Source organism: Burkholderia sp. Ac-20349, from assembly GCF_017104865.1.
Lineage (GTDB): Bacteria > Pseudomonadota > Gammaproteobacteria > Burkholderiales > Burkholderiaceae > Burkholderia > Burkholderia aenigmatica.
In genome coordinates, this window is record NZ_JAAGPM010000033.1 from 1 (window position 1) to 25,808 (window position 25,808).

Below are 25,808 nucleotides of genomic sequence, written 5' to 3' on the forward strand. Positions count from 1 at the left end.
CACCGTCAACGCGAGCTGCAGCTTGCCGTCCGCGTCGAACACCGGCACGCACATCGCACTGACGCCGGGGCTGGGCAGATCGACGCCGCGCTCGATACCGCGTGCGCGGATCGCGTCGAGTTCGGCCGGCGGTACGCCGGTATCCGGCACGGGCTGTTCGGCGCCCGCGAGCGTGGCGCCCGCACCGGCCTGGCTGGCCGCCATCGCGTCGAGTTGCGCGGGATCGCCGAACGCGCGGAACACGCGGCCGGTGGCGGTCGTGTCGAGCGACATCACCGAGCCGACGTGCAGGTTCACGTGCAGCGGATAGCCGCCGTGCTCGATGCGCACGATCGTCGGCCCGAGTGCGCCCGGCACCGACAGCGCGACGCTCAGGCCGACCGCTTCCGCGAGCCGTGCCGCGTGCGGCAGCGCCGCGCGATAGGCCGGCTGGCGCTCGATCGACATCAGCCCGAGCCGCAGCGACAACGGGCCCGGCTCGTAGTTGCCGGTGATCGCGTCACGCTTCACGAGCGCGAGCCGCGTCAGGCTCACGAGATAGGTGTGCGCCTGCGCGGTCGACAGGTCGGCCGCCGCGGCCAGCTCGGACAGGCCCAGCGGCTTGCGACGGCGCGCGAGTGCGTCGAGCAGCCGGCCGCCGACCTCGACACTCTGGATCCCGCGCTGCGCCTTGGGCGGCGCGTCGTCTGCGCTGACTTCGTGGTTCTGCACGCGATGATTCTTCCGTTGACGAAACCCCGCATGGTATCCGACGCCATTTATCGCGCCAGCCCGCAGGTTTACCCGTATTAGACAATAGCAAGCGACTTTGTCATTGACAAATATTCGATGCGGGCCGAAGATCCGCTCACTCCCCTCAACACATGGCTCGCAGCCACGGAACGCAACATGGCCAAAGCATTCGCCTCCCAAGCCGATCTGGAAGAGAAGAAAGTCACCTGGACGAAGCTGTCCGAGAACGCGTACGCGTACACCGCCGAAGGCGACCCGAACTCGGGCGTGATCATCGGCGACGACAGCGTGCTGATCGTCGACACGACCGCGACGCCCGCGATGGCACAGGACCTGATCGCGAAGATCCGCAGCGTGACCGACAAGCCGATCAAGCACGTGGTGCTGTCGCACTACCACGCGGTGCGCGTGCTCGGCGCATCCGCGTATTTCGACGAAGGCGCGCAGCACGTGATCGCGAGCCGTGGCACGTACGAGATGATCGTCGAGCGCGGCGAGGCCGACATGAAGTCGGAGATCGAACGCTTCCCGCGCCTGTTCGCGGGTGTCGAGACGGTGCCCGGCCTGACCTGGCCGACGCTCGTGTTCGAGCGCGAGATCACGCTGTTCCTCGGCAAGCTCGAAGTGAAGATCATGCACGTCGGGTCGGGCCACACGAAGGGCGACACGATCGTCTGGATTCCGTCGCAGAAGGTGCTGTTCTCGGGCGACCTCGTCGAATACGACGCCGCGTGCTACTGCGGCGACGCGCAGCTCGAACAGTGGCCGGCCACGCTCGAAGCGCTGCGCGCGCTCGGCGCGGAGAAGCTCGTGCCGGGCCGCGGCCCCGCGCTGCTGAACCCGGCCGAAGTGAACAAGGGCCTCGACTACACGAAGGATTTCGTGACGACGCTGCTCGCACAGGGCCGCAAGGCCGTCGAGCAGAAGCTCGACCTGAAGGCATCGATGGCGCTCACGCGCGAAGCGATGGATCCGAAGTTCGGCCACGTGTTCATCTACGAGCATTGCCTGCCGTTCGATGTGTCGCGTGCGTTCGACGAAGCGAGCGGCATCACGCATCCGCGCATCTGGACCGCGCAGCGCGACAAGGAAATGTGGGCCGCGCTGCAAGACTGAGCGGCTTGCACAGGCGGGGCACCCGACAGGGCGCTCCGCCTTGTTTCTGAAGCGGCGACCGGCCGCGGCTTTTCGCCGACTTGCCGTCTGCCGTATCTGATCTCACAAGAAAGCAGGGCGCACGTACGCCCTGGGAGACGGCTGCGCGCTCGAATCGCGCAGCCGGTTTGGAGAGAGACATGCCCCAATCGCTTCCCGCCGAAGCGACGCTCGTGCACGCGAGTGCTTCGGCTTCCACGTCTGTCGCCTCAGACGACGCGCTGCTGTTCCGCAAGATCGCATGGCGGATCGTGCCGTTTCTGTTCCTCTGCTACGTCGTCTCGTTCCTCGACCGCATCAACATCGGCTTCGCGCAGTTGCAGATGAAGCACGATCTCGGCTTCAGCGACGCGATGTACGGCCTCGGCGCCGCGGTGTTCTACGTCGGCTACGTGTTCTGCGAAGTGCCGAGCAACCTGCTGCTCGCGCGTTTCGGCGCGCGCCGCACCTTCACGCGGATCATGCTGCTGTGGGGCATCGCGTCGACCGGGATGATGTTCGTGTCGCAGCCGTCGCATTTCTATGTGCTGCGGTTCCTGCTCGGCGTGTTCGAAGCGGGCTTCTTTCCCGGCATCGTGCTGTACCTGACCTACTGGTTTCCCGCGAACCGGCGTGCGGCCGCGATCTCGGTGTTCTTCGCGGGCGTCGCGGTGGCCGGCGTGCTCGGCGGCCTGATGTCGGGCTGGATCATGCGCGACATGAGCGGCGTGCTCGGGCTGCACGGCTGGCAGTGGATGTTCGCGATCGAAGGCGCGCCGGCGATCCTGCTCGCGTTCGCCGCGTTCACGAAGCTCGTCGACCGGCCGCAGGACGCTGCCTGGCTCACGTCCGACGAAAAGGCGCGTGTCGTCGCGCTGTGCGCGGAAGGGCGCGGCGCCGCACATGACGCGCACGGCCGGCGCAGCCTCGCGGCCGCGTTGACGAACCCGCGCGTCTATCTGTTCGCGTTCATCTATTTCTCGCTGACCTGCGCGTCGCTGACGCTCAACTTCTGGATGCCGCTGATGATCCGCGACTTCGGCGTGACCGACGTCGTCGCCGTGAGCCTGTACACGGTCGTGCCGAACGCGGTCGGCGCGGTGGGGCTGATCCTGATCGCGCGCCGCTCGGATCGCACCGGCGAGCGCCGCAAGCACTTCGCGTGCTGCACGATCGGCGGCGGGCTTGCACTCGCGGCGCTGACGCTGCACCTGCACAGCTTCGCGGCGATGCTCGCGTGCCTGTCGATCGCGGCGACGCTGATCTTTGCCGCGCTGCCGATCTTCTGGGCCGTGCCGACCCGCTACCTGTCGGGCAATGCGGCCGCGGCCGGAATCGCGCTGATCAGCAGCATCGGGATCACGAGCGGCATCGTCAGCCCGTGGGTGATCGGGATGATCCGCACGAAGACCGGCAGCATGGATCTCGCCGTGTATCTGCTGGCCGCGCTGCTGGTGGCGAGCGGGGCCGCGCTGATGCTCGGCGTGAAAGGCGAAGGCGCGCCGCGCGACTGAGCGGGCAACGGCCGGTCGCTGCGCGCGGGCGGCGGCGACCGGCGTCACCTGTCCGCCCCGTACCCGAATCCATCGAGGAGACGATCGATGTCTGCCCCCTTTCAAGCGGACGCCGCGCGTGCCGTCGCGTCCGGCGTTGCTGCAACCGACGACGATGCGCTGTACCGGCGGATCGGCGCGCGAATCGTGCCGTTCCTGTTCATCTGCTACATCGTGTCGATCCTCGATCGCAGCAACATCGGCTTCGCGCAGTTGCAGATGCGGCAGGACCTTGGCCTGACCGACGCGATGTACAGCCTCGGCGCGGTGCTGTTCTTCGTCGGTTACGTGCTGTTCGAGGTGCCGAGCAACGCATTGCTGCGCCGCTTCGGGGCGCGCCGCACGTTCGCGCGGATCATGTTCCTGTGGGGCGCCGTGTCGGTCGCGATGATCACCGTCGACAGCGCGAAGCATTTCTACGTGCTGCGCTTCCTGCTCGGGCTGTTCGAAGCCGGGTTCTTTCCGGGCGTGGTGTTCTACCTGACGTACTGGTATCCGGCGCGGCGGCGCGCGTCGGTGCTGTCGATCTTCTACGCGGGCGTCGCGGTGGCCGGGATGGTCGGCGGGCTGCTGTCGGGCTGGCTGATGCGCGGGATGTCGGGCGTGCTCGGACTGCATGGCTGGCAATGGATGTTCGCGATCGAGGGCGCGCCCGCGATCCTGCTCGGCGTGGTCGCGTGGTTCTGGCTGTGCGATCGTCCGGAGCAGGCGAGCTGGCTGTCCGACGCCGATCGGCAACGGCTCGCGGCCGACCTGGCCGCCGACCGCGCCGGTGCCGAGTCGCCGGCACCGCATTCGCTGCGGCAGGTGCTGGCCGAACCGCGCACGTACCTGTTCGCGTTCATCTATTTCTCGCTGACCACCGCGCTCCTGATGCTGCTGTTCTGGATGCCGCTGATGATTCGCGAATTCGGCATCCACGATGTCGTGCAGATCAGCCTGTTGTCGGTCGTGCCGAACGCGATCGGCGCGGCCGGCCTGATCGCGATCGCGCGGCGCTCCGATCGCAAGCGCGAACGGCGCTGGCACTTCGCCGCATGTGCGTTCGGCGGCGCGCTGGCGCTCGTGCTGCTGACGCTGCACCTGCCGAGCATCGTCGCGATGATGGCGCTGCTGTCGGTCGCGGCGATGCTGATCTTTGCCGCGCATCCGGTGTTCTGGGCCGTGCCGTCCGCGTATTTCTCCGGCGCGGGCGCGGCGGGCGGGATCGCGCTGATCAGCAGCATCGGCGTGTCGAGCGGCATGATCACGCCGTGGCTCGTCGGGCTGATCCGCACGAGAACGGGCAGCATGGATCCGGCGATGCTGATGATCGCGGCGTTGCTGGCCGCGTGCGCGGTTGCGATGCTGTTGGGCGTGCGGGCGGCGCCGCGGGCGGATTCGGCGTGACGCCGGCGGCTGCGGGGCGGATTCAGCGGAGGGGCAGGAACAGCCCGGGCAGCACCCGCGCCCCGTAAATCAGGCCACTGCGCGCCTGCCGGTCGATCGTCAGGCACGCAATCGCCGCGATCATCGCGCCGGCTACGCCCGATACACCTCGATCCGGTTGCGGCCGCGCTCCTTCGCGAGATAGAGCGCCTTGTCGGCGCGCGACAGCGGCTGGTACGCGCCGAAGTCCGACGTCCGCATCGCGTCGATGCCGATGCTGACGGTCAGCGTGACCTGCTGATCCTCGTGCATCAGCTGCGCCTGCATCGTGCGTTGCTGCACGCGCTGCGCGAAGGCCAGTGCCTTGTCGAGATCCGACCCCGGCAGCACGATCGCGAATTCCTCGCCGCCGACCCGGCCGACGATGCCGTCCGGCCCGGTTTCCGCGAGCAGCAGCCGCGCGAAATGCCGGAGCGCGCGATCGCCGACCGGGTGGCCCCAGCGGTCGTTCAGCGCCTTGAAGTGATCGAGATCGAGCATCAGCACCGCGGCGGCCAGGCCGGTCGTGCGCACGGTGCGCAGCGCGGCTTCGCTTTGCCGCATGAAGGCGTGGCGGTTCGACAGTTGCGTCAGGTGGTCGGTCGTCGCCATCCGGTGCAGTTCGGCCTCGATGTGCTTGCGGTCGGTCGCGTCGGTGATGAAGCCGTGCCACACGGTGCCGCCGTCGGCCGTGCGCAGCGGGCGCGCATCGCCTTCGCGCCAGCGCAGGCCCTGGCCGGGCAGCAGCACGCGATATTCGAGGCGCCACGGCGTCAGTCGCACCGACGAGTCGTGCAGCGACTGCCGATAGGCGAGCAGGTCGGCCGGATGGATCCGCGTCTCGACGGCCTCCGCGCTGCGGGCGATCTGCTCCGGCGTCAGTTCGTAGATGTCGCCGACCCCCGCGCTCGCGTAGGAAAAGAAGCGGCGCCCGTCGGCCGCCTGCCGCAGCTGGAACACGAGCCCGGGCACCTGGTCGGTGAGATCCGTGACGAGCGCGGCCGAGTCGCGCAACCGCGCGGCGAGCTCACGCAGCGCGGTGATGTCCGTAGTCGTCCCGACCATCCGGAGCGCGCGGTCGTTGCCGTCGCGGGCGATCACCTTGCCGCGGCTGCAGATCCATTTGTACGAACCGTCCTTGCAGCGGATGCGGTGCTCGACCGCGTAGTAGTCGGTGCGGCCTTCGAAGTGCGCGAGCATCGCGGCCTTCACGTCGTCGATGTCGTCCGGATGCAGTCGCTCGTACGCATCCTCGATCCGGGTGCTGAGTTCGTGCGGCGCGTAGCCGAGCATCGCCTTCCAGGCCGGCGAGTAATGGATCTCGCCGGTTGCCACGTTGCGATCCCATACGCCGGTGCCGCTTTCGGTCAGCGCGAGCGTGGTCAGCGTACTGTGTTCCTCGACAATGCCGAGCCGCTCGCGTAACGCGCTTGCTTCGATCGCGCGGGCAAGCGCGCTTGCGGCGAGCGTGGCGAGGTCGCGCAGCACCGCATATCGGGGGGCGTCGAGCGTCAGGCACGTATCGTCGACGACGCACAGCGTGCCGAGGTTCGCGCCATCGGGCGCCGTCAGTTCGCAGGCCGCGACGATCCGCAGTGCATGACGCGGGTGGTCGTCGTCTTGCCCGGTGCGGTTCGCACCGGGCAGCGCGAAGCGGGCATCGTCCGTCGGATCCGGCTCGGCTTGGGGCAGCAGGCATTCGGCGGGAAATCGATCGGGAAGCGGATCGGGCAGTGCGCCGTCGGCGGCCAGCACGCGTTGCGCATCGGCTTCGGCGCGCGCAATGAATGCCCCGGCGGCGCCGCAATGCGCACGCGCGACACGGCAGACGGTGTCCAGTTCGGGCAGGGGCGGAAGCGCTGGCTGACGGTCGGCCGCGCCGCGCGCGGAGGCCGGCGCATCGCCGGTCTCGGTGACGAACATCCGGAACCGCATGGTCGAATTCCGCAACGGACGATTGCGCTCGTGATCGGACGAATGCCGGTCGAACGAGGCTGCTTGGGGGACTGTAATCGCAGAGCTTACTGTTGCGCGGAATGCGTGGCAAGCGGCCAGAAATCGGCGGTCGGTGCATGTCAATGCGCCGGTCGGGAAAGCGTCCGGCGCGTGTTCCCGCAGACGAATCCCGCGAGCGGCGCCCGCCCGGAAACCTGCTGCCGAACCCTGGATGACGGCGCGCGATTCACCGCGCGTCACCGCGTTCCGCAGCCGGTCCCGGGGGCGACGCGCGCGTTGCTTTCGACCTGCGGGTACGGGATGTCCCGCGTTCAGCGGCCCGTCGCGTAGCGCGGCGCGGGCGTATCCGTCGACAGGTGCGGCGCCATCGTGCGGCGCGCGGCTTCGTACGCTTCCCATTCGTCACCCGCGTGCAGCGACGGGATCGTCACGAGTTCGCCGCGATCGAAGCCGACCAGCGCCGCGTCGACCATGTCGGGCGCCGGCATCACGATTTCCTTCGGCAGGTGCTCGAGCGGCAGCCCGCCCGTCTGCCAGAAATCGGTCGCGGTCGCGCCGGGCAGCACGGCCTGCACCTGCACGCCCTTGCCGGCGAGCTCGTGATGCAGCGACTGGCTGAACGCGAGCACGAACGCCTTGCTGCCGCCGTACACGCCGTTCAGCGTTTCCGGCGAGATCGCGACGATCGACGAAATGTTGATCACCGCACCGCGGCCGCGTGCGACGAAACCGGGCACGGCCGCATAGGTGAGGCGCGTGAGCGCGGTCACGTTCAGGTCGATCATCCGCGTCATCGCGTCGACGTCGCTGTCGAGCAGCGGCGCGTGCGTGCCGATGCCGGCGTTGTTCACGAGCAGCGTGATGCTCGCGTCCTGTTTCAGCTTCGCCTCGACGGCGGCGAGTGCGGTGCGGTCGTTGAGGTCGGCGTCGACGATCTCGACGCTGCGGTGCGTGTCGTTCGTGATGCGGTCGGCGAGGGCGACCAGCCGGTTGCGGTTGCGCGCCACCAGGATCAGGTCGTAACCGCGGCGTGCGAGGCGGTCGGCGTAGAGGGCGCCGATACCCGACGAGGCGCCGGTGATGAGGGCGGTACCGCGATGTGCTTGCGTCATGATGTGCTCCGTTTCGAGGGAAATGGCCGGATGGCGTGAAGCCATTCTGGTCTCGAATCGTTGCGACACAAATGACGTAGATGGGTATGATTCAGGACATCGGGCGGACCCGCGCGCCCGGGATGGAACGGGAGAACGCGCATGCACCGCATCGGCTTTCTGATCAGCGACGGCTTCCAGATCATGGCGCTCGCCGCGCAGTCGGTGTTCGAGTACGCGAACATGGGCATGAGCGAGCCGTTCTACGTGATGGACAGCTATTCGGTCGACGGTGGCGACGTGCGCTCGTCGCTCGGGCTGCCGGTCGCCACGCGCGCGCTGCGCGGGCGGATCGCCGTCGATACGTGGATCGTCGCGGGCGTCAACGATCCGCTCGCTTCGCCCGCGCCGGCCGGCGTCGTCGCGTTCCTGCGCCGCGCGAACGCACGCGCGCGGCGGATCGCCGGCATCTGTACGGGCGCGTTCGTGCTGGCCGAGGCCGGGCTCCTCGCGCAACGCCGCGCGACGACGCACTGGGCGTTCGGTCGCGACATGCAACGAAGCTACCCGGAGATACGTGTCGAGGAAGACCGGATCTACATCGTCGACGGGCCGATCTGGACCTCGGCCGGGATGACGGCCGGCCTCGACCTTGCGCTCGCAATGGTGGAAAAGGATCTGGGCGCCGATGCGGCCCGATCGGTCGCGCACAAGCTCGTGATGCACCAGCGGCGGGCCGGCGGCCAGTCGCAGCATTCGGAAATGCTGGATCTCGCGCCGAAATCCGACCGGATCCAGAATGCGCTGAACTACGCGCGGCAGCATCTCGGCCGTGCGCTGACCGTCGAGGATCTTGCCGAAGCCGTCCACCTGAGCCCGCGCCAGTTCAGCCGCGTGTTCACGCTCGAAACGGGGCAGTCGCCCGCGAAGGCGATCGAGCGGCTGCGGCTGGAATCGGCGCGGCTGATGATCGAGCAGAGCCGCCATTCGCTCGACGTGATTGCGAAGGAAAACGGTTTTCGCGACCGCCGGCACATGCGCGACGCGTTCATGCGCGGGTTCGGCGTGCCGCCGCAGGCGATGCGGCGCGAAGCGCGGGCGGACGAGCGGGACACGGGCTGAACGGTCACCGGCCTCAGTCGGTTCGTCCCGTTGTATCGACGGTTACGGTGATGGGCGGCCCGTCCGATTTCCGCTATCGCCCGGCATTCAACGCGTGACGAACGGCGCGGCGTCGTCCGGCGCCGTGCGCGCATGCTTGCGCTGGCGCAGCAGCGCGACGCGGCAGTTTTCGCGCGCGGTCTCGCGGCCGTCGTCGTCGAGCAGCACGAGATCGCCGCGCATCACGTTGAGCGTGATCACGTCCTCACCCGGTGCGCCGAGCGTTTCCGGCGTATGCACCGAGCCGGCCGGTTCGAGCACCGTCGAGCCGGCGTGCGCCACCCAGTCGTATTCGCGGTAGCGCCACGCCCCCTGCAACGTATGGACGAACACCTCGCCGTCGTGACGGTGGCGCGGCAGCGTGCCGCCGGCCGGCATCTTCAGCAGCGCGGTCAGCGTGTCCTCGGCCGCATTGATGTGCAGGTACTTGATCGCCAGCCCCGGCAGGTCGGCGCTCATCGGCAGCCACGGCAGCGCGTCGCCGGGCAGGCACGAGATCGGCGGCAGGTCGGTGGAGAGCGGGGCGGACGGCTGCGTCATGGCGGGAGGCGTGCGGAAATGGGGAGCCCGCATTATCGCAGAGCCGGGTTGCGCAGCCGAACCGGACGTTGCGCATCGACTCGAGCACCGGCGAGGAGGCGATCCTTACAGCCTGAAATGTGCAGCTAAACTGTACAGTTTTCCTGTATATCTGCTATCTTGAATTCATGAACACGCCATCGCCATCCTCCGACGCGCTCCCACTGGCCGGTCTCGCCGGCGAACTCCGCATCTCGGTCGGCAAGCTGATGCGGCGGATGCGGGAGCAGATCCACCCGAACGACCTCACGTCATCGCAGAAGTCGGTGCTGTTGCGGCTCGACCGCGACGGCCCCGCGACCGTGTCGGCGCTCGCGCGCGCCGAAAGCGTGCGCCCGCAGTCGATGCGCGTGACGGTCGCGACGCTCGAGACGCTGGGCGCCGTCAGCGGCGCGCCCGATCCCTCCGACGGCCGGCAGACGCTGATCGCGCTCACGCCCGGTTTCCGCAAGGTGCTGCAGGCCAACCGCGCGGCCAAGGACGACTGGCTGTTCCGCGCGCTGCACGCGCAACTGTCGGAGGCGGAGCAGGCGGAGCTCGCGTCGGCCGTGAAGCTGCTGCAGCGGCTCGCCGAATTCCAGGCGCCGGTACGTCCGTAATCCGCTTCGACCTGTTTGCCGAAAGGACACCTGCAAATGAACCTCCCGCATCTCGTGTCGTATTTCTTCGGCGGTGCGTTTCTCGCGAACGTCGTGCCGCATCTCGTCAGCGGCTTGCGCGGTGAGCCGTTCCAGACCCCGTTCGCGAATCCGCCCGGGCGCGGGTTGTCGTCGTCCACCGTGAATGTCGTGTGGGGCGTCGCGAACCTCGTGGTGGCTTATGTACTGGTGTGCCGGGTCGGCGATTTCGACCTCCGGGTGACCGCCGACGCGGCGGCGTTCGGTCTTGGCATCCTCCTGCTCGGCCTGTTCCTCGCGCGGCACTTCGGCGAGCTGCACGGCGGCAACGAGCCCGACCGGGAGCGGCCATGAGCGTGCCGGCCGCGGGCGTATTCCGCTCGCTTCGCAGCTTCAACTATCGCGTGTGGGCGATCGGCTCGCTGGTGTCGAACATCGGCACGTGGATCCAGCGCACCGCACAGGACTGGCTCGTGCTCACGCAGCTCACGCATCACGACGCGTCGGCCGTCGGCATCGTGATGTCGCTGCAGTTCGGTCCGCAGCTTCTGCTGCTGCCGTGGACAGGTTACGCGGCCGACCGCTTCGACCAGCGCAAGCTGCTGATGGCGACGCAGGCGCTGATGGGCGGGCTCGCGCTCGCGCTGGGGCTGCTGACGGTGACCGGCGTCGCACAGTTGTGGCACGTGTATCTGTTCGCGTTCCTGTTCGGCTGCGCGTCGGCGTTCGATGCGCCGGTGCGGCAGACTTTCGTCGCGGAGCTGGTCGCCGACCGGGAGCTGGCGAATGCCGTCGCGCTGAACTCGACGTCGTTCAACGCGGCGCGGATGATCGGGCCGGCGGCGGCCGGCTTCATCATCGCGTCGGTCGGCACCGGCTGGGCGTTCCTGCTCAACGGGCTCAGCTTCGTCGCGGTGCTGGCGTCGCTGTCGATGCTGCGTGCCGACGAGCTGCGCGCGCACGCGCGGGCCGACCGCAAGCGCGGGAGCCTGCTCGACGGGTTCCGTTACGTGTGGCAGCGCCCGGACCTGAAAGCGATCCTCGTGATGCTGTTCCTGATCGGCACGTTCGGGCTCAATTTCCAGCTGTTCATCTCGACGATGGCGGCCAGCGTGTTTCACGTCGATGCGCGCGGCTTCGGCGTGCTGTCGTCGATGATGGCCGTCGGCACGATTACCGGCGCGTTGCTCGCGGCGCGCCGCGACCGGCCGCGCTTCCGGCATCTGTGGATCGGCGCGGCGCTGTTCGGGCTCGGCTGTACGCTGGCCGCGCTGGCGCCGGGCTACTGGCTGTTCGGCGCCGCGCTCGTGCTGACCGGGATCGCCGCGATCACCTTCATGAACTCGACCAACAGCCTGGTGCAACTGTCGACCGAGCCGGCGATGCGCGGCCGCGTGATGGCGCTGCGTCTCGCGGTGGCGCTCGGCGGCACGCCGATCGGTGCGCCGGTGGCGGGCTGGGTCGCGAATCATCTCGGCCCGCGCTGGGCGCTTGGTGTCGGCGCGATGTCCGGTTTTGCCGCGGCGCTTGTCGCGACGCATTCCATGGCGCGCATGCGTGCACAGCCGGGGACGAATGACGGCAGCTGACCGGCAGTGAAACCGGCGCAGGCTGCACAAGCACCCAAGCACCCAAGCCAAGCACTCAGCCACTCAGCCACTCAGCCGCGACGGTCGTTACGCCACCGGCCTTGCCGCCGCATGCGCGGCTTCCAGACACGACTGAAACAGCAGCGCGGCCCGCGATGGCCGCGGCGAGCGCCGCAGCAGGCTCACGAACCGGCACCGGTAATTGAACCGGTGCGGCGCGATCGGCTGCATCAACCCCTTGTTTTCGAAGCTTTCCGCGTAATGGTCGGGCAGGAAGCCGAGATAGCGGCCGGACAGGATCAGCGTCGCGATCGACTCCTGATCCGACGCGGTCGCGCTGCGCGTGAGCTTCGCGCGGTGACTCAGCTCCATGTTCGGCGAATGGAAGCCGAGGCCCGCGAACGCATGATTGCGGATCGTCGTCCACGTGAGCTTGCCGTGCGGCGCATCGAAGAGCGGGTGCTGGCGGCCGCAATAGAGCAGCATCCGTTCGTCGAACAGCTCCGAATACACGAGGCTGCCCGAGTTGCGGTGTGCGGGAATGATCCCGACCTGATAGCTGCCGTCGATGATCCCGCGCTCGACCTCGTTGATCGACGCGACATGCAGGTTCAGCGCGACGTCGGGCGCTTCGTCGGCGAACTGGCGGATCGCGTCGCCAAGCCGCGCGTTCGCGTTGGTGGCCGTCTTGTCGAACACGGCGATGTGCAGTTCGCCGCCCATCTTGTCGTGAATGCCGTCGATCCGGCTGCGAAATGCCTCCATCGACGCGAGCAGCCGCAGCGTTTCCTCGTACACCGTCTGGCCCTCGGGCGTCAGCGTGAAGCCCGCGCGGCCGCGCCGGCACAGCACGAGGCCGAGGCGCGTTTCCAGATCCTTCACGTGCCGGCTGATCGTCGAGATGCCGATATTCAGTTCCAGCTCGGCCGCCGCCATCCCGCCGCACTGCACGACGCCCTTGAAGACCCGCAGCAGGCGGAGATCCATGTCGCTGAGCTGCCCGAGCAGCGCGCGGCTCTTCGGTTTCTTTGCTTGCATAGTTGAGCAAGTGAACATTGATATTGCGATATTCAAAAGACTAATTGGCGTCCCGACAATGTGCAACATCATCACAAGGAGGAGGGGCGCCAAGCGCCGACCGACATGACCGACATCACCACCGCCCAGCAGGACGACACCAACCTCCGTACCGACGCCGCCTGGCTCGACGCGCACTGGATGCCGTTCACGGCCAACCGCCAGTTCAAGGCCGATCCGCGCATGATCGTGTCGGGCAAGGGCGCGTATTACACGGACGGCGAAGGCCGCAAGATCTTCGACGGCCTGTCGGGCCTCTGGTGCACGGGCCTCGGTCACGGCCGCACGGAAATCGTCGAAGCCGTGAGCCGCCAGGTCGCGCAGCTCGACTACGCGCCCGCGTTTCAGTTCGGTCATCCGAAATCGTTCGAGCTCGCCAACAAGCTCAAGGACCTGACGCCGGCCGGCCTCGACTACGTGTTCTTCACGGGGTCGGGCTCGGAAGCGGCCGATACCTCGCTGAAGCTGGCCCGCGCTTACTGGCGCGCGAAGGGCAAAGGCACGAAGACGCGCCTGATCGGCCGCGAGAAGGGCTATCACGGCGTGAACTTCGGCGGTATCTCGGTCGGCGGGATCGGGCCGAACCGCAAGCTGTTCGGCCAGGGCCTCGACGCCGACTTCCTGCCGCACACGCAACTTGCCGAAAACAAGTTCTCGCGCGGGATGCCCGAGCACGGCGCCGAGCTGGCCGACCGCCTGCTCGAGCTGATCGCGCTGCACGACGCGTCGAACATCGCGGCCGTGATCGTCGAGCCGTTCTCCGGTTCGGCGGGCGTGGTCGTGCCGCCGAAGGGCTATCTGAAGCGCCTGCGCGACATCTGTACCGCGCACGACATCCTGCTGATTTTCGACGAAGTCATCACGGGCTTCGGCCGTGCCGGCGCGATGACGGGCGCCGACGCGTTCGGCGTGGTGCCGGACATCATGAACTTCGCGAAGCAGGTGACGAACGGCGTGCAGCCGCTCGGCGGCGTGATCGCGACGAAGGAAATCTACGACACGTTCATGGCCGCAGGCGGCCCCGAGTACATGCTCGAGTTCCCGCACGGCTATACGTATTCGGCGCATCCGGTGGCATGCGCGGCCGGTGTCGCGGCGCTCGACCTGCTGGTGAAGGAAGACGCGGTGGCCCGCGTGCGCGATCTCGCGCCGCATTTCGAGGCTGCGGTGCACGGGCTGAAGGGCCAGCGCCACATCGCCGACATCCGCAACTACGGGCTGGCTGCCGGCCTGACGATCGCGGCGCTGCCGGGCGAGCCGGCACGGCGCCCGTACGAGATCGCGATGCGCTGCTGGGCGAAGGGTTTCTACGTGCGCTACGGCGGCGACACGATCCAGCTGGCGCCCCCGTTCATCTCGGAGAAGCGCGAGATCGACAACCTGATCAACGCGCTGTCCGATGCGCTGAACGAAGTGGACTGAGCCGCGGCTTGCCCGGAGCGATAACCGAATTCACGAACGAGCCTGAACGATGAAACACGACAGCAATGTGACCTCCACCGTCGGCCACCTGATCGACGGCAAGCGCGTCGACGGCGGCAGCCGTATCCAGCCGGTGTTCGACCCGGCCACCGGCGAATCGCACAAGAGCGTCGCGCTCGCCGACAAGCTGACCGTCGAAGCCGCGATCGCGTCCGCGCAGGCCGCGTTCCCGGCCTGGCGCAACACGCCGCCGCTGAAGCGCGCCCGCGTGATGAGCCGCTTCAAGACGCTGCTCGAGGAGCACGCGGAAGAACTGTGCGCGCTGATCACGGCCGAGCACGGCAAGGTGCTCGCCGATGCGATGGGCGAACTGCAGCGCGGGATCGAGAACGTCGAATACGCAACCTACGTACCCGAGCTGTTGAAGGGCGAGCACAGCAAGAACGTCGGCCCCGCGATCGATTCGTGGAGCGAGTTCCAGGCGCTCGGCGTCGCGGCCGGCATCACGCCGTTCAACTTCCCGGTGATGGTGCCGCTGTGGATGTGGCCGATGGCCGTCGCATGCGGTAACACCTTCGTGCTGAAACCGTCCGAGCGCACGCCGTCGTCTACTTTGCGCATGGCCGAGCTCGCGCTCGAAGCCGGCCTGCCGCCGGGCGTGCTGAACGTCGTGAACGGCGACAAGGAAGCGGTCGACACGCTGCTGACCGACCCGCGCGTGAAGGCGGTGAGCTTCGTCGGCTCGACGCCGATCGCGGAATACATCTACTCGACCGGCTGCGCGCACGGCAAGCGCGTGCAGGCGCTCGGCGGCGCGAAGAACTTCGCGGTCGTGATGCCGGACGCCGACATCGGCAACGCGGTGAACGCGCTGATGGGCGCCGCGTACGGCTCGTGCGGCGAGCGCTGCATGGCGATTCCGCTGGTCGTCGCGATCGGCGACGAGACGGGCGACAAGGTCGTCGCGGGCCTGAAGGCCGAGATCGAGAAGATGAAGGTCGGCCCGGGCAACGGCGCGGGCGTCGACATGGGCCCGCTCGTCACGCAGCAGCATTTCGAGAAGGTGACGGGCTTCGTCGAAGCGGGTGTCGAAGCGGGCGCGACGCTCGTCGTCGACGGCCGCAGCGTGAAGGTCGACGGCCACGACGGCGGCTATTACCTCGGCCCGTGCCTGTTCGACAACGTGAAGCCCGGCATGCCGATCTACCAGCACGAGATTTTCGGGCCCGTGCTCGGCGTGATCCGGCTGAAGTCGCTCGACGAGGCGATGGCGCTGATCGACGCGCACGAGTACGGCAACGGCACGTGCCTGTTCACGCGCGACGGCGAGGCCGCGCGCTACTTCGGCGACAACATCCAGATCGGCATGGTCGGCATCAACGTGCCGCTGCCGGTGCCGGTTGCGTACCACTCGTTCGGCGGCTGGAAGCGCTCGCTGTTCGGCGACCTGCATGCGTACGGCCCGGACGCCGTGCGTTTCTACACGAAGCGCAAGACGATCACGCAGCGCTGGCCGTCGGCCGGCGTGCGCGAAGGGACGGTGTTCAGCTTCCCGTCGAACCGCTGACGCGCATGCCGGCTGCATGCAGCCGGCATGACGGGCGAAGGCCCGCTCCGATCGACGATCGGAGCGGGCTTTTTCATGTCTGCACGGATGGGGCGGAAGGCAGCAGAATGCTTACGGCGCCACCACGTGCCACATGTTCTTGAAGTTGTCGCCGTTGCGGTCGCCCTGTTTCATGTCCTTCGAGAAGAAGTACAGCGGCTTGCCCTTGTACGCCCATTGCGGGCTGCCGTCATCACGCTTGATGATCGTGTAGGGGCCGACCGGGACGTCGGTCGCGCTGGCCTTGTAGGGCGGCCAGAAGGATTCGCATTGGCCCGTGCAGGCGCTGGTGCCGGCGTTGGGCTTGTCGTGGTCGAATGCGTAGACGGTCATCCCGTTTGCGGCGACGAGCGAGCCGTTTTCGACTTTCGTGATCGAGCCTTGGGCCAACGCCGAAGCGGATGCAATGGCGAGCAGGGCGGAGCTGACGAGCAGCGCGGCTTTCATGAGGGCCTCCTGTAATCCGGTGGGCGGCCGCGATCGGGCACGGGCGAGCGTGCGCCAGGATCGCGATGAATGGTGCCGGAACGCGGTGCCGTTGCCGCCGGTGCGAGCGACGCAGGGTCGAATGGCGGCGAACGGAGCGCTCCATTCACGATAGGCGGTTTTTGGCGGGGCTGCGAGAACATCGGGGGCGTATCGGCCGCGCGTCGGCGTCACGCAACGGCACGGCGATCGCCGCCGTGCTGCGCGCCGGTATTCACCATCCGTCCCCGAAGAGCGCGCCGCGCATGCCCCTGCGTCAGCGTCTCGCCCGATTGGTCAGCGCGACGCCCGCGATCACGAGCGCACCGCCGGCCAGCATCGACGGCGACAACGGCTCGCCGAGCAGCGCGACCGACAGCAGCACGCCGAACACGGGCACCAGGTTGGTGAACACGACCGCGCGGGCCGGCCCGAGTTCGCGGATCCCCTGCGAATACCAGACGAACGCGACCACCGTGCCGATCGCGCCGAGATAGAGCATCGACGCGACGGCCTGCCACGTCAGCGGCGTGCCGCTGCTGGCGGGCGAGCCGAACAGGTGCGCGACGATCAGCAGCGCGAGGCCCCACAGCGCCGCATACGTCGTGGCCGCCAGCGGCGACAGCCCGTCGAGCGCGCGCCGGCCAATCACCGTATAAGCGGCCCAGCTCAGCACCGCGCAGAGCATGTAGCGTTCGCCCGCGCCGAACGTGTTGCCGAGATCGGTCAGCACCCGCAGCAAGTCGCCACGGCTGATCACGATCAGCGCGCCGAACAACGCGACGGCGATGCCGGCCCAGCGCGACAGCGACAGGCGTTCCCCGCGCACGACGATCGACAGCAGCACGGCGGTGGCGACGGGATTCAGCGCGACGAACAGCGCGGTGCGCCCCGCCGGCATCCGCGCGAGTGCCGCGAAAAAGCACACGTTGTACAGGAAGATGCCGGTCGCGCCGAGTCCGAAGGTCGTCAGGATCTGGCGGCCGCTCAGCTTCGGCAGCCCGCCTTCGATCTTCCACGTCAGCACGACCAGCAGCAGCGCGGCGATCGCGAAGCGGCCGGTGGCCGCTGAGGTCGCGGACATCGTCGCGGCCAGGATCCGGCCTGCGATGAAGGTCCCGCCCCAGAACAGCGCGACGAGCGTGAGCTTCACGTAGATGGCCGCGTGCGGCCGGGCGGCGGCGATGGCGGCGGGCGGGGCGGGAGCGTTCATGTGACGAGGTTTCTCGGTGAGCGCCTGCGGCAACGCATGAGCGACCGCGCGCGGCCGGCGATTGCCAATCGCGCGATCGCGACGGTGCAGGCTGGATTCAGGGGGATCGGATCGGGCGCGGCGGCGTCGTCAGCGAAACGCGGGCGCCGACGCGAGTGCAGTCAGTACGACGGGCATCGCGAGCGCCGCGGCGATCGTCTGGAACGCGGTGATGCCGGCCATCAGCGGCGCGTCGCCGCCGAGCTGGCGTGCCATGATGTACGACGCCGACGACGTCGGCAGCGCCTGGAACAGCAGCGCGACCGTCAGCGGCGCGTCGCCGAGCCCGAACAGCCGGCCGGCGGCGAGCGTGATGAGCGGCATCGCCATGAACTTGAACGCCGACGCGACGCACACCGGCTGCAGCCACGCACGCGCAGCATCGAATCGCAGCGCCGCGCCGACGCACAGCAGGCCGAGCGGCATCGACGCGACGCCGAGCGCACGCACGGCCGGCTCGACAGCCGCCGGGAACGCAACGCCGCCGGCCTGCATCGCGATCCCGAGCGCGCACGCGACGACGAGCGGATTCGACAGGATCTGGCGCGCAAGCGCCGTCGCGCCGAGCCGCGTGTCGCCGTAGCGCGCGAACACGAGCACGCACATCAGGTTGACGGTCGGGACGATCGCCGCGACGCACACGGCCGCGAGCGCGATGCCTTGTGCGCCGAACAGGCCGGCCGCCAGTGCGGTGCCGACATAGTTGTTGAAGCGCACGGCGCCCTGGAATACCGACGTGAAGCCGGCGCCGTCGACCCGCACGAACCGGCGGACCAGCAGAAGAAGCGCCGCGGCGAGTGCGGTCGAACCGACCAGCGCAGCCGCGAGCGGTAAAACGGGCAGCGATTGCAGCCGCGCGTTCGCGAGACCGTCCGCGAACAGCGCGGGCAGCAGCACGTAGTAGCACAGCCGCTCGGCCTGCGGCCAGAACGCGTCGGCGATGAAGCCCGTGCGCCGCAGGCCGTGGCCGAACGCGACCAGCAGCGCGACCGGCGCCAGCGCGAGCAGGATCGGGCCGATCATCGGCGTGCCTTCACGCGATCCGTGCCGGCGGTGCGGGCCGCCGCGAGTGGCGGGCACGCAAAGCGGCGGAACGAGGCGGGAATCCATCCGGCGGGCAACATGGCGATACGCAATCGAAAGAGTGACGATGCCGCCAAGTTAACACGCGCAAGCAACAGGAATAATTGTTAATTATCGGGTGTTCAATGAGAAATTCTCATTGATGACGCGGTGACTTCGGCCGCGAGCGCACGCGCGAAACGTTCGGCCGGACGCGACTGGTGTTCGAGCAGGACCACCGCGCGTCCCATCTGCGGCTGGCCGAACGGCAAGCGCGTGACGGGCGGCAGGCGCGCAAGCGTCGCATCGGGGAGCGCGACGATTGCCGCGCCGAGCCCTCTCGCCACCATGCGCGCGATCGTTTCCGCGCTGTCCAGCACCATCTCCTCACGCACGCGCACGCCGATGCGGCGCAGCTCGGCGGCGATCATGCGGCCGGCCCATGCCTGCGCATCGAAGCGGATGAACGGCAGCGTGTCGAGCAGCGTGACCGCATCGCGTTCCGCATGGTCCGGCGGCGCGAGCAGCCAGAAGCGATCCTCGTACAGCGTGGTCCACGTCAGTTCCGCCGGATGCGGGCGCACCGGGCTCGTCGTGATGGCCGCATCGAGTTCGCCGGCCGCGACGCGGTTCGCCAGTTCGGCCGACATCCCGGCCGACACGTGCACGCGCAGCCCCGGATGCGCATCGCGCAGCGCGAGCAGCGCGTCGGGCAGCGGCCCGGACAGCGCAGTCTGGATCGCGCCGATCCGCAGGCGCCCGACCAGCTTCTTCTCGTCGCTGAGCGCATCGGGAATCCGGTCGACCATCGCGAGCACCTGCTCGGCCTGCGCGAGCAGGATGTTGCCGGCCTCGGTGAGTACCGGCTGCCGGCGCGAGCGATCGAACAACTGCACGTTGTATTCGCTTTCCAGCGTCTTGATCTGCAGGCTCACCGCCGATTGCGTGAGGCCGATGGCTTCGCCGGCGCGCGCGAACGTCCGGTATCGGGCGATGGCGACCAGCGTTCTGAATGCGCGTAATGACATGGGCGGACGGAGGTGGGCAGAGGCAGCCAGGTGCGAAGCGGATCCCGGGCGGCGCGATTGACGGCGCGTCGCACTGAGCGGTTCGCAGGGCCGCCGCCAGGGTTCGCGACATCATGCCCGCGTGTCTCGAATCGGGCAACCGGCCCGCATGGCACGCACCGCGTGTCGCCGACGACTCGCGATGGTTCGTGCATTCTTTAAAGTGATATAGTTCTATTTTTAGAATGTTTGAGTCGGGCAGCCGTGTTTGGGGAAGCGCAGTGACGCGGGTTCCGGCGTGTCGAGACCGAAGTGGAAACAGGAGCAGGGGCATGACCAAGGTGGCACATCCGGGTTTGTCGTCGCAGCGGCTGAAGGCGCTCGACACGCGGCTGAACGAACGGTACGTAGCGTCCGGGCGCCTGCCGGGGGCGGTGACGATGATCCATCGCCGTGGCGAGCTGGCGCACGTGAATGTCGTCGGATCGATGAACGTCGAGCGGGCGAAGCCGATGCGTGACGACGCGATTTTCCGCATCTATTCGATGACCAAGCCGATCACGAGCGTCGCGTTCATGACGCTGGTCGAGCAGGGGCTGGTGGCGCTCGACGATCCCGTGTCGAGCGTGATCCCGGCATGGAAGGAGCTGGGCGTGGCGGTGGCCGGCGCACGGAGCCTCGGCGGGTTCCAGACCCGTCCGGTCGCGCGCGAGATGCTGATGGTGGATCTGCTGCGCCATACGGCCGGGTTGTCGTATTTCTTCCAGGCCCGCACGAACGTCGACGCCGCGTACCGCGAACTCGCGCTCGGCGAACCGGGCAACCCGGGCGGCCTCGACGGCATGATCGCGGACCTGGCCCGGCTGCCGCTCGACTACTCGCCGGGCGACGAATGGAATTATTCGGTCGCGACGCACGTGCTCGGCTATCTGGTCGAGAAGATCTCCGGGCAGCCGTTCGCCGACTACCTGAAGCAAGCGCTGTTCGACCCGATCGGCATGCCCGACACTGGCTTCTTCGTGCCGGACGAGCAGGCCGAGCGCCTGTGCGCGTGCTATCGACCGGGTGCGGATGGCGGGCTCGTGCTGCACGACGACCCGGCCGCCAGCGCGTTTCGCCGGCCGCCGGCGCTGGCATCGGGCGGCAGCGGGCTCGTGTCGACGGCCGGCGATTACCTGCGCTTCTGCCGGATGCTGCTGAATCGCGGATCGATCGACGGGCACCGGATCCTGAGCCCGAAAACCGTCGAACTGATGACGATCAACCATCTGCCGGGCGGCCAGACGCTCGACCGGATGTCGCGCTCCACGTTCAGCGAGGCCGTGTATCCGGGGCTCGGTTTCGGGCTCGGCTTCGCGGTGACGCAGGACCTGGCCGCGACGATGCAGCCGGGCAGCGTCGGCGATTACTTCTGGGGCGGTGGCGCCAGCACGGCGTTCTGGATCGATCCGGCCGAGGACCTGATCGTCGTGTTCATGACGCAGCTGCTGCCGTCGACGACGTACCGGATCCGCCGCGACCTGCGGCATTGGGTCTACGGTGCGATGTGCGACGACGTCGACACGTCGGCGTGACGCGGTGCGCGGGTCAGGCCGACGGCTTGCGTGCGGTTTTCCGGACGCCGGTGCGCGGCGACGGGATCAGGTCGGCACTGCGGTCGTCGCCGTCGAGATCGTGCGTGATATCGAGCACGAACCGGTCGGCGCGATACAGGTAGAGCCCGGCGTGGATGATGCAGCCGTCGCCGTCGGTCCACCAGCGGCGCATGCGAATCAGCATGTCGGCCATGCTGCAGTCGGCGCCGTCCGATGCGAGCAGGTTGGCCGTTTCCTGATCCGCATAGGCGGCCGTGATTTCCTGGCGAGCCTTCGCGAGCGGTAGCCGGTTGTACTGACGGACGAGATAACCGACCTTGTGCCGCGCGTCGCTGCCTTTCGGAAAGCGGTCGTAGGTTTCGCGCGCGACGTAGCTGTCCATCACGCCGTAAGGCGCACCGTCGTGTAGATGAAGCGTGCGGATCCGCATGTAGGCGGCGCGCATCGGCTGGCCCGTCTGCAATGCGGCGGGCAATTCGGTCACGGCGTCGCGCAGCAGCACGCGCAGGGTCTGGCCGGGTGCGAACGCCAGCGGATCGTTGATCGCGGCGCGCAGCGCCGGGTTATCCGCCGGCGAGATGACATCCGCCGTGACGAACGTGCCGCGGCCACGGGCGCTGCTCACGAGCCCTTCGGCGCTCAGTTCGGCCAGTGCCTGGCGCACCGTGATCGTGCCCGCCTGATAGAACGCGCACAGCTCGGGAATCGGCGGCAACTGGTCGCCGCGCTTCCATTCGCCCTGGTGGATGCGTCCGCGCAGCAGGCTGGCAATCCGCGCATAAAGGGCGACCCCTTTGCGTTCTGGGGGCGACGACGGGTTCAATTACGGGCTCCTGGAATGATGCGGGCGGTGGAGGGGGTCGGGGCAATGCCTAACATTCTACTATTGGAATGTATGACCCATTTGCACGGCCGACGCCGTGCGTCACACCCACAGCCGGTACATCCAGAACGATTCGTCCTTGATGAAGCGTTGCGTGAATTCGCTCGGCGAGAATCCCGTGATGCGCTTGACCTCGCGGCTCAGGTGCGCCTGGTCGGCGAACCCTTCGTCCAGTGCGAGCGTCGCCCAGTTGAACGCGGCACCGGCTTCGAACCGGTCGCGTGCCGCGAAGAACGCGCTTTCCGTCCTGACGAGCGTTTGCCATTCGCGCAGCGATCGGCCGCTGTAGGTCTTGATACGCCGCTCGACCTGGCGTGGGCTGTGGGTATGCCGCCATTCGCGCGCCTGCAGCGCGAGGCGCTCGACCCAACTGCGTCCCGCATTGCGGAGCGACGACAGCGGCGTCGCAGGCCGTAGCGCCTGCCAGCGAGGCGCAAGATGACGTTCGATCGCCGCCAGCGCATCGGCATCGCGTTCCGCGCCCACCAGCGCATCGAGCAGCGGATGCCAGTCGTCGCCGAGGCAGGCGTGCGCGTCGAGCACGCGGTCGTGGAGGTCCGCCAGCGCAATGCCGAACAGTGCCCGCGCCGCATCGGCGGTGAAGCAGATCATGCCGATCCGTCCGCCCGTCGGCGCCCAGGCCACGGTCGGGGCCGAATGGCTGCCCGACAGCGTCGCTGCGGCACCGAAGGGGCGCCACCGCGGCCCGTCGGCCGTGGGTTCGACGAAGCCCACGTCGAGATCCCGATACCACGACACGCACACGAGCGGCGTGGCCGGAAAATGCGAGAGCCGTTGCGCGTCGCTCAATGCGAACCCGCGCGTGTCGTGCAACACGATCGCGACCACCGCGCCCTGCAGGGCAGCCGGCGCGGGGTACAGCCGTCCATGCGGTGACCGCCCGTCGCTCAGCGCGCGGGGAGCGCGCGCCAGCGGATCGGGGCACGACGGCGAGGTCGATGACGGGTCGGAGAACATGACGCCGGAGTATAGGGATCGACCAGACGCGTGTCGATGTCGTTTGCGTTCAAGACCGCCCGCATGCCGATTCGGATAATCCGGCCCATGAACACGCGATCCACTTCCCAATGTCCATTCCATGCGGGCGCTTCGGCTTCGGCGCCCGTGCTTCACCCGCCCGGCGTATGGCCGCCGGGGCCGCGTGCCGGCCTGACGGGTTGGGGGCTGCTGCGCACGATGTCGCGCGACCTGCTCGGCACGCTGGCCGGCTGGCAGCGCGCATACGGTGACGTCGTGCACTTGCGCATGTGGCCCGAGCATGCGGTGGTCGTGACCGATCCCGCGCTCGTGCGCGAACTCCTGGTGACGCATCACGATGCGCTCGGGCGCTGGGAGCGTGCCGTCCGGGTGTTTGCGGAGGTCCACGGCCATAGCGTGCTGATCGCCGAAGGCGACGCGTGGCGCGACAAGCGGCACGCGTTGCAGCCGAATTTCATGCCGAAGCCGGTGCAGGCGTTCGTGCCGTCGATCGCGGCGACGGCCGGACATGCGCTCGCGCAGTGGCCCGCGCGCGATCCGGACTGGCCGATCGAAAGCGCGCTGACGTCGCTGGCGATGGACGTGATCATGCGCACGATGTTCTCCGACGCGATCGGCGACGAGGCGCGTGCGGCCGAGGAAGCCGTGCGCGTGGTGAGCGCGGCGGCCAACGCCGATTTCTACTGGCCGGCAAGCGCGCCGGACTGGATGCCGTGGAAGCGCGGCAAGGCGCGGGCGATGGCCGTGCTGAACGGGTTGATCGACCGGCAACTGCATGCGCGTCTCGATCTGCCGACGCACGCGTGGCCCGACGATCTGCTGTCGCGCCTGTTGCGGCTGCATCGGGACGACGCACGGCGATGGCCGCTGCAGGCCGTGCACGACGAATGCATGACGGCGTTCCTCGCGGGCCATGAGACGACGGCCGGGGCGTTGACCTGGTGGGCCTGGTGCATGGCAGCGCATCCGGCGGCGCAGGATGCCGCGCGCGACGAGGTGGCGCGCGTGCTGGGCGGTCGCGCGCCGTCCGCCGAGACGCGATCGTCGTTGCACTACCTGACGCATACGCTCGAGGAAACGCTACGCCTGTATCCGTCCGCACCGATCCTGATCAGCCGCCGGGCATCGCGGCCGATCGTGCTGGGGCCGTGGCAGTTTCCCGCGCGGACGCTGTTCATGCTGCCGCTGCAACTCATGCAGCGCGATGCGCGATGGTTTGCTGAGCCCGACGCGTTTCGTCCCGAGCGGTTTGCGGACGACGCGCCGGCCGCGCCGCGCGGCGCCTACATGCCGTTCGGCACGGGGCCGCGCGTGTGTCTCGGGCAGCATCTGGCGATGACGGAAATGACGGTCGTCGCGGCGATGATCCTGCAGCGCTACGCATTGTCGGTGCCGCCCGGCATGATGCCGCCGCGGCCGGTGCTGAACGTGACGCTGCGGCCGGAGCGCCCGCTGCATCTCGCGATCGCGCCCGCTGCGGACGGCGGTACCGTGTGATGCCCGCGGCGCGGCCGGGCGAGCGGGGCGCCGATTCGACGGCGCATCGAATGCGGCGCCATTCCCGGCGGATTTACGCGTCGCTCACGATCGGCGTTCGCGCGATGCGGTGTCATCGAATCGTCGGAATGTGAATGCGAATCGGCCAATGCTCGTGGCGCCACTGGCGCGGCATCGCGCAGCACCTATGCTTGAAGGGCCCAGGCCGGGCGGAGCCCAAGGAGGATGGTCATGCGCATGCTTCTCAACATACGAATCCCTCACGAGCCGTTCAACACGCTGGTGCGCGACGGCAGCGTCGGCGACGTGATCGGGCGAATACTCGAAGCGGTCAAGCCGGAGGCCGTGTATTTCACCGAGCAGAGCGGCGGGCGCGGGGCCGTCGTGATCGTCGACGTGAATGATCCGTCGCAGATCCCGGCGCTCGCGGAGCCGTGGTTCCTGATGTTGAATGCGGACTGCGAGTTCCGCGTGGTGATGTTGCCGGACGATCTCCGGAACGCCGGGCTCGCGCAACTCGGTGCGAAGTGGAAGTAGCGGGAAGCTGCACATGCCCCTGCGCCTGCTCGAGAACCGGGCAGGCGACATGGCGCGGCGATCGCGCGCCGACTAATGCGCAGGCTGCGGCGGTTCGACGTTCGCCGCTTGCCTGTCTTTCGGTCGCAATAGCAACAGCAGGCCGCTCAGTGCCGCCGCGGCGACGAACACGAAAAAGAACCGTTGGTTCCATTGATACTCGCTGGCGGACGCCGTGCCACCGTGATTCCCAGCCGTGGCGCCGATTTCCAGCAGGAACGTGAAGACGGCCGGCACCGGCGCGGAACCGAGGTAGGCCAGGAACGCGAACTGCAGCCGGCCACGGGTCAGGATCGACCAGATGTTCTTCCCCATCAACCAGGCAACCAGCACCACGGGCGGTACGAGCACGATCGATGCGGCACTGATCGCGCACAGAAACAGCCAGCCAAGTCCCATGATCGGAATGAGCGACATGAATCGGGATTCCTGTTTTCGGGCAATCTTGTTGTCGACGGAGCGTCCGCATCGGTGTCGCGGGATGGACACGGCATGTGGCGCTTGACGGAGTGTGCCCGATTCCGCGCCGGTTGCCATCCATCAGCATC

At 68.2% G+C, this 25,808-nt stretch carries 24 protein-coding genes; 12 read left to right on the forward strand and 12 right to left on the reverse strand.

The annotated features are described in order from the left end of the window. The coding region (locus tag G3N61_RS13545; protein WP_205822692.1) for an IclR family transcriptional regulator at nucleotides 1-711 on the reverse strand (711 nt) is incomplete at its 3' end. A 177-nt stretch (nucleotides 712-888) separates the two neighbouring features. Here G3N61_RS13545 and G3N61_RS13550 point away from each other — a divergent pair. From G3N61_RS13550 to G3N61_RS13560, 3 genes are all read left to right on the forward strand, one after another. After that, nucleotides 889-1,848, forward strand: a complete 960-nt coding sequence (locus G3N61_RS13550; RefSeq protein ID WP_043183605.1) for an MBL fold metallo-hydrolase — start codon at nucleotides 889-891, stop codon at nucleotides 1,846-1,848. 179 nt (nucleotides 1,849-2,027) lie between these two features. Beyond that, nucleotides 2,028-3,380 carry an MFS transporter gene (locus G3N61_RS13555; protein WP_205822693.1) on the forward strand — a complete coding sequence of 451 codons (1,353 nt, stop codon included), beginning with the start codon at nucleotides 2,028-2,030 and terminating at the stop codon, nucleotides 3,378-3,380. A gap of 87 nt (nucleotides 3,381-3,467) precedes the next feature. Further along, a complete protein-coding gene (locus G3N61_RS13560; protein WP_205822694.1) occupies nucleotides 3,468-4,808 on the forward strand; it encodes an MFS transporter in 1,341 nt (446 codons plus the stop codon). A gap of 132 nt (nucleotides 4,809-4,940) precedes the next feature. Here G3N61_RS13560 and G3N61_RS13565 read toward each other — a convergent pair whose 3' ends face one another. Both G3N61_RS13565 and G3N61_RS13570 read right to left on the reverse strand, forming a co-directional pair. Next, nucleotides 4,941-6,761 carry a diguanylate cyclase gene (locus tag G3N61_RS13565; protein ID WP_241017732.1) on the reverse strand — a complete coding sequence of 607 codons (1,821 nt, stop codon included), beginning with the start codon at nucleotides 6,759-6,761 and terminating at the stop codon, nucleotides 4,941-4,943. A 332-nt stretch (nucleotides 6,762-7,093) separates the two neighbouring features. Continuing rightward, nucleotides 7,094-7,894: an SDR family oxidoreductase gene (locus G3N61_RS13570; RefSeq protein WP_205822695.1), complete on the reverse strand. Its 801-nt coding sequence runs from the start codon at nucleotides 7,892-7,894 to the stop codon at nucleotides 7,094-7,096. A 141-nt stretch (nucleotides 7,895-8,035) separates the two neighbouring features. Between G3N61_RS13570 and G3N61_RS13575 the strand changes: the two genes are divergently transcribed. Beyond that, nucleotides 8,036-8,995 (forward strand): helix-turn-helix domain-containing protein, encoded by a 960-nt coding sequence (locus G3N61_RS13575; protein ID WP_205822696.1) that lies wholly within the window; start codon nucleotides 8,036-8,038, stop codon nucleotides 8,993-8,995. Nucleotides 8,996-9,082: 87 nt separating this feature from the next. On the opposite strand, the gene G3N61_RS13580 is transcribed toward G3N61_RS13575, so the two are convergent. Further along, nucleotides 9,083-9,574 carry a 2,4'-dihydroxyacetophenone dioxygenase family protein gene (locus G3N61_RS13580; RefSeq protein ID WP_128843224.1) on the reverse strand — a complete coding sequence of 164 codons (492 nt, stop codon included), beginning with the start codon at nucleotides 9,572-9,574 and terminating at the stop codon, nucleotides 9,083-9,085. A gap of 167 nt (nucleotides 9,575-9,741) precedes the next feature. Between G3N61_RS13580 and G3N61_RS13585 the strand changes: the two genes are divergently transcribed. Genes G3N61_RS13585 through G3N61_RS13595 form a run of 3 tightly spaced genes read left to right on the forward strand, consistent with a single transcriptional unit; the run spans nucleotide 9,742 to nucleotide 11,819 of the window. Continuing rightward, nucleotides 9,742-10,212, forward strand: coding sequence for a MarR family transcriptional regulator (locus G3N61_RS13585; RefSeq protein WP_089453043.1), 471 nt, complete (start codon nucleotides 9,742-9,744; stop codon nucleotides 10,210-10,212). Nucleotides 10,213-10,248: 36 nt separating this feature from the next. Next, on the forward strand, nucleotides 10,249-10,584 hold the full coding sequence (locus G3N61_RS13590) for a hypothetical protein (RefSeq protein WP_043183616.1): 336 nt from the start codon (nucleotides 10,249-10,251) through the stop codon (nucleotides 10,582-10,584). Further along, complete coding sequence (locus G3N61_RS13595) at nucleotides 10,581-11,819, forward strand: MFS transporter (protein ID WP_205822697.1); 1,239 nt, start codon at nucleotides 10,581-10,583, stop codon at nucleotides 11,817-11,819. The genes G3N61_RS13590 and G3N61_RS13595 overlap by 4 nt, the downstream gene beginning before the upstream one ends. Before the next feature lie 87 nt (nucleotides 11,820-11,906). Here G3N61_RS13595 and G3N61_RS13600 read toward each other — a convergent pair whose 3' ends face one another. Further along, nucleotides 11,907-12,857, reverse strand: a complete 951-nt coding sequence (locus G3N61_RS13600) for a LysR family transcriptional regulator (protein ID WP_043183618.1) — start codon at nucleotides 12,855-12,857, stop codon at nucleotides 11,907-11,909. A gap of 105 nt (nucleotides 12,858-12,962) precedes the next feature. Between G3N61_RS13600 and G3N61_RS13605 the strand changes: the two genes are divergently transcribed. Next, nucleotides 12,963-14,318, forward strand: coding sequence for an aspartate aminotransferase family protein (locus G3N61_RS13605; RefSeq protein WP_043183619.1), 1,356 nt, complete (start codon nucleotides 12,963-12,965; stop codon nucleotides 14,316-14,318). 49 nt (nucleotides 14,319-14,367) lie between these two features. After that, entirely contained in the window at nucleotides 14,368-15,885 is a 1,518-nt protein-coding gene (locus G3N61_RS13610) for a CoA-acylating methylmalonate-semialdehyde dehydrogenase (RefSeq protein WP_205822698.1), read from the forward strand. Nucleotides 15,886-15,996: 111 nt separating this feature from the next. On the opposite strand, the gene G3N61_RS13615 is transcribed toward G3N61_RS13610, so the two are convergent. The 4 genes from G3N61_RS13615 to G3N61_RS13630 all read right to left on the reverse strand — a co-directional run bounded on the left by G3N61_RS13615 (nucleotide 15,997) and on the right by G3N61_RS13630 (nucleotide 19,731). Further along, nucleotides 15,997-16,371 (reverse strand): hypothetical protein, encoded by a 375-nt coding sequence (locus tag G3N61_RS13615; protein ID WP_089453041.1) that lies wholly within the window; start codon nucleotides 16,369-16,371, stop codon nucleotides 15,997-15,999. A gap of 295 nt (nucleotides 16,372-16,666) precedes the next feature. Beyond that, nucleotides 16,667-17,602 carry a DMT family transporter gene (locus G3N61_RS13620; protein WP_089453040.1) on the reverse strand — a complete coding sequence of 312 codons (936 nt, stop codon included), beginning with the start codon at nucleotides 17,600-17,602 and terminating at the stop codon, nucleotides 16,667-16,669. A 129-nt stretch (nucleotides 17,603-17,731) separates the two neighbouring features. After that, the gene (locus G3N61_RS13625; protein WP_205822701.1) at nucleotides 17,732-18,664 is read right to left on the reverse strand and encodes an AEC family transporter; all 933 of its coding nucleotides are present in this window, start codon (nucleotides 18,662-18,664) and stop codon (nucleotides 17,732-17,734) included. Between the two features lie 182 nt (nucleotides 18,665-18,846). Continuing rightward, nucleotides 18,847-19,731 carry a LysR substrate-binding domain-containing protein gene (locus tag G3N61_RS13630; RefSeq protein WP_043183625.1) on the reverse strand — a complete coding sequence of 295 codons (885 nt, stop codon included), beginning with the start codon at nucleotides 19,729-19,731 and terminating at the stop codon, nucleotides 18,847-18,849. 311 nt (nucleotides 19,732-20,042) lie between these two features. On the opposite strand from G3N61_RS13630, the gene G3N61_RS13635 reads away from it, so the two are divergent. Further along, on the forward strand, nucleotides 20,043-21,284 hold the full coding sequence (locus tag G3N61_RS13635; protein ID WP_205822703.1) for a serine hydrolase domain-containing protein: 1,242 nt from the start codon (nucleotides 20,043-20,045) through the stop codon (nucleotides 21,282-21,284). Nucleotides 21,285-21,297: 13 nt separating this feature from the next. On the opposite strand, the gene G3N61_RS13640 is transcribed toward G3N61_RS13635, so the two are convergent. Further along, nucleotides 21,298-22,128, reverse strand: coding sequence for a GntR family transcriptional regulator (locus G3N61_RS13640; protein WP_205822705.1), 831 nt, complete (start codon nucleotides 22,126-22,128; stop codon nucleotides 21,298-21,300). A gap of 102 nt (nucleotides 22,129-22,230) precedes the next feature. Next, a complete protein-coding gene (locus G3N61_RS13645; RefSeq protein WP_205822707.1) occupies nucleotides 22,231-23,166 on the reverse strand; it encodes an AraC family transcriptional regulator in 936 nt (311 codons plus the stop codon). 87 nt (nucleotides 23,167-23,253) lie between these two features. Between G3N61_RS13645 and G3N61_RS13650 the strand changes: the two genes are divergently transcribed. After that, a complete protein-coding gene (locus tag G3N61_RS13650) occupies nucleotides 23,254-24,684 on the forward strand; it encodes a cytochrome P450 (protein ID WP_205822709.1) in 1,431 nt (476 codons plus the stop codon). A gap of 231 nt (nucleotides 24,685-24,915) precedes the next feature. Beyond that, a complete protein-coding gene (locus G3N61_RS13655) occupies nucleotides 24,916-25,221 on the forward strand; it encodes a panthothenate synthetase (RefSeq protein ID WP_089453035.1) in 306 nt (101 codons plus the stop codon). 72 nt (nucleotides 25,222-25,293) lie between these two features. Here the strand turns inward: G3N61_RS13655 and G3N61_RS13660 are convergent, their stop codons facing one another. Then, on the reverse strand, nucleotides 25,294-25,677 hold the full coding sequence (locus G3N61_RS13660; RefSeq protein ID WP_205822711.1) for a hypothetical protein: 384 nt from the start codon (nucleotides 25,675-25,677) through the stop codon (nucleotides 25,294-25,296). Nucleotides 25,678-25,808 lie beyond the last annotated feature (131 nt).

Bases quoted from the DNA above. Each gene is read 5' to 3' on its own strand.
- G3N61_RS13550 (WP_043183605.1), top strand. From the start codon at position 889: ATGGCCAAAGCATTCGCCTCCCAAGCCGATCTGGAAGAGAAGAAAGTC.
- G3N61_RS13555 (WP_205822693.1), top strand. From the start codon at position 2,028: ATGCCCCAATCGCTTCCCGCCGAAGCGACGCTCGTGCACGCGAGTGCT.
- G3N61_RS13560 (WP_205822694.1), top strand. From the start codon at position 3,468: ATGTCTGCCCCCTTTCAAGCGGACGCCGCGCGTGCCGTCGCGTCCGGC.
- G3N61_RS13565 (WP_241017732.1), bottom strand. From the start codon at position 6,761: ATGCGGTTCCGGATGTTCGTCACCGAGACCGGCGATGCGCCGGCCTCC.
- G3N61_RS13570 (WP_205822695.1), bottom strand. From the start codon at position 7,894: ATGACGCAAGCACATCGCGGTACCGCCCTCATCACCGGCGCCTCGTCG.
- G3N61_RS13575 (WP_205822696.1), top strand. From the start codon at position 8,036: ATGCACCGCATCGGCTTTCTGATCAGCGACGGCTTCCAGATCATGGCG.
- G3N61_RS13580 (WP_128843224.1), bottom strand. From the start codon at position 9,574: ATGACGCAGCCGTCCGCCCCGCTCTCCACCGACCTGCCGCCGATCTCG.
- G3N61_RS13585 (WP_089453043.1), top strand. From the start codon at position 9,742: ATGAACACGCCATCGCCATCCTCCGACGCGCTCCCACTGGCCGGTCTC.
- G3N61_RS13590 (WP_043183616.1), top strand. From the start codon at position 10,249: ATGAACCTCCCGCATCTCGTGTCGTATTTCTTCGGCGGTGCGTTTCTC.
- G3N61_RS13595 (WP_205822697.1), top strand. From the start codon at position 10,581: ATGAGCGTGCCGGCCGCGGGCGTATTCCGCTCGCTTCGCAGCTTCAAC.
- G3N61_RS13600 (WP_043183618.1), bottom strand. From the start codon at position 12,857: ATGCAAGCAAAGAAACCGAAGAGCCGCGCGCTGCTCGGGCAGCTCAGC.
- G3N61_RS13605 (WP_043183619.1), top strand. From the start codon at position 12,963: ATGACCGACATCACCACCGCCCAGCAGGACGACACCAACCTCCGTACC.
- G3N61_RS13610 (WP_205822698.1), top strand. From the start codon at position 14,368: ATGAAACACGACAGCAATGTGACCTCCACCGTCGGCCACCTGATCGAC.
- G3N61_RS13615 (WP_089453041.1), bottom strand. From the start codon at position 16,371: ATGAAAGCCGCGCTGCTCGTCAGCTCCGCCCTGCTCGCCATTGCATCC.
- G3N61_RS13620 (WP_089453040.1), bottom strand. From the start codon at position 17,602: ATGAACGCTCCCGCCCCGCCCGCCGCCATCGCCGCCGCCCGGCCGCAC.
- G3N61_RS13625 (WP_205822701.1), bottom strand. From the start codon at position 18,664: ATGATCGGCCCGATCCTGCTCGCGCTGGCGCCGGTCGCGCTGCTGGTC.
- G3N61_RS13630 (WP_043183625.1), bottom strand. From the start codon at position 19,731: ATGTCATTACGCGCATTCAGAACGCTGGTCGCCATCGCCCGATACCGG.
- G3N61_RS13635 (WP_205822703.1), top strand. From the start codon at position 20,043: ATGACCAAGGTGGCACATCCGGGTTTGTCGTCGCAGCGGCTGAAGGCG.
- G3N61_RS13645 (WP_205822707.1), bottom strand. From the start codon at position 23,166: ATGTTCTCCGACCCGTCATCGACCTCGCCGTCGTGCCCCGATCCGCTG.
- G3N61_RS13650 (WP_205822709.1), top strand. From the start codon at position 23,254: ATGAACACGCGATCCACTTCCCAATGTCCATTCCATGCGGGCGCTTCG.
- G3N61_RS13655 (WP_089453035.1), top strand. From the start codon at position 24,916: ATGCGCATGCTTCTCAACATACGAATCCCTCACGAGCCGTTCAACACG.
- G3N61_RS13660 (WP_205822711.1), bottom strand. From the start codon at position 25,677: ATGTCGCTCATTCCGATCATGGGACTTGGCTGGCTGTTTCTGTGCGCG.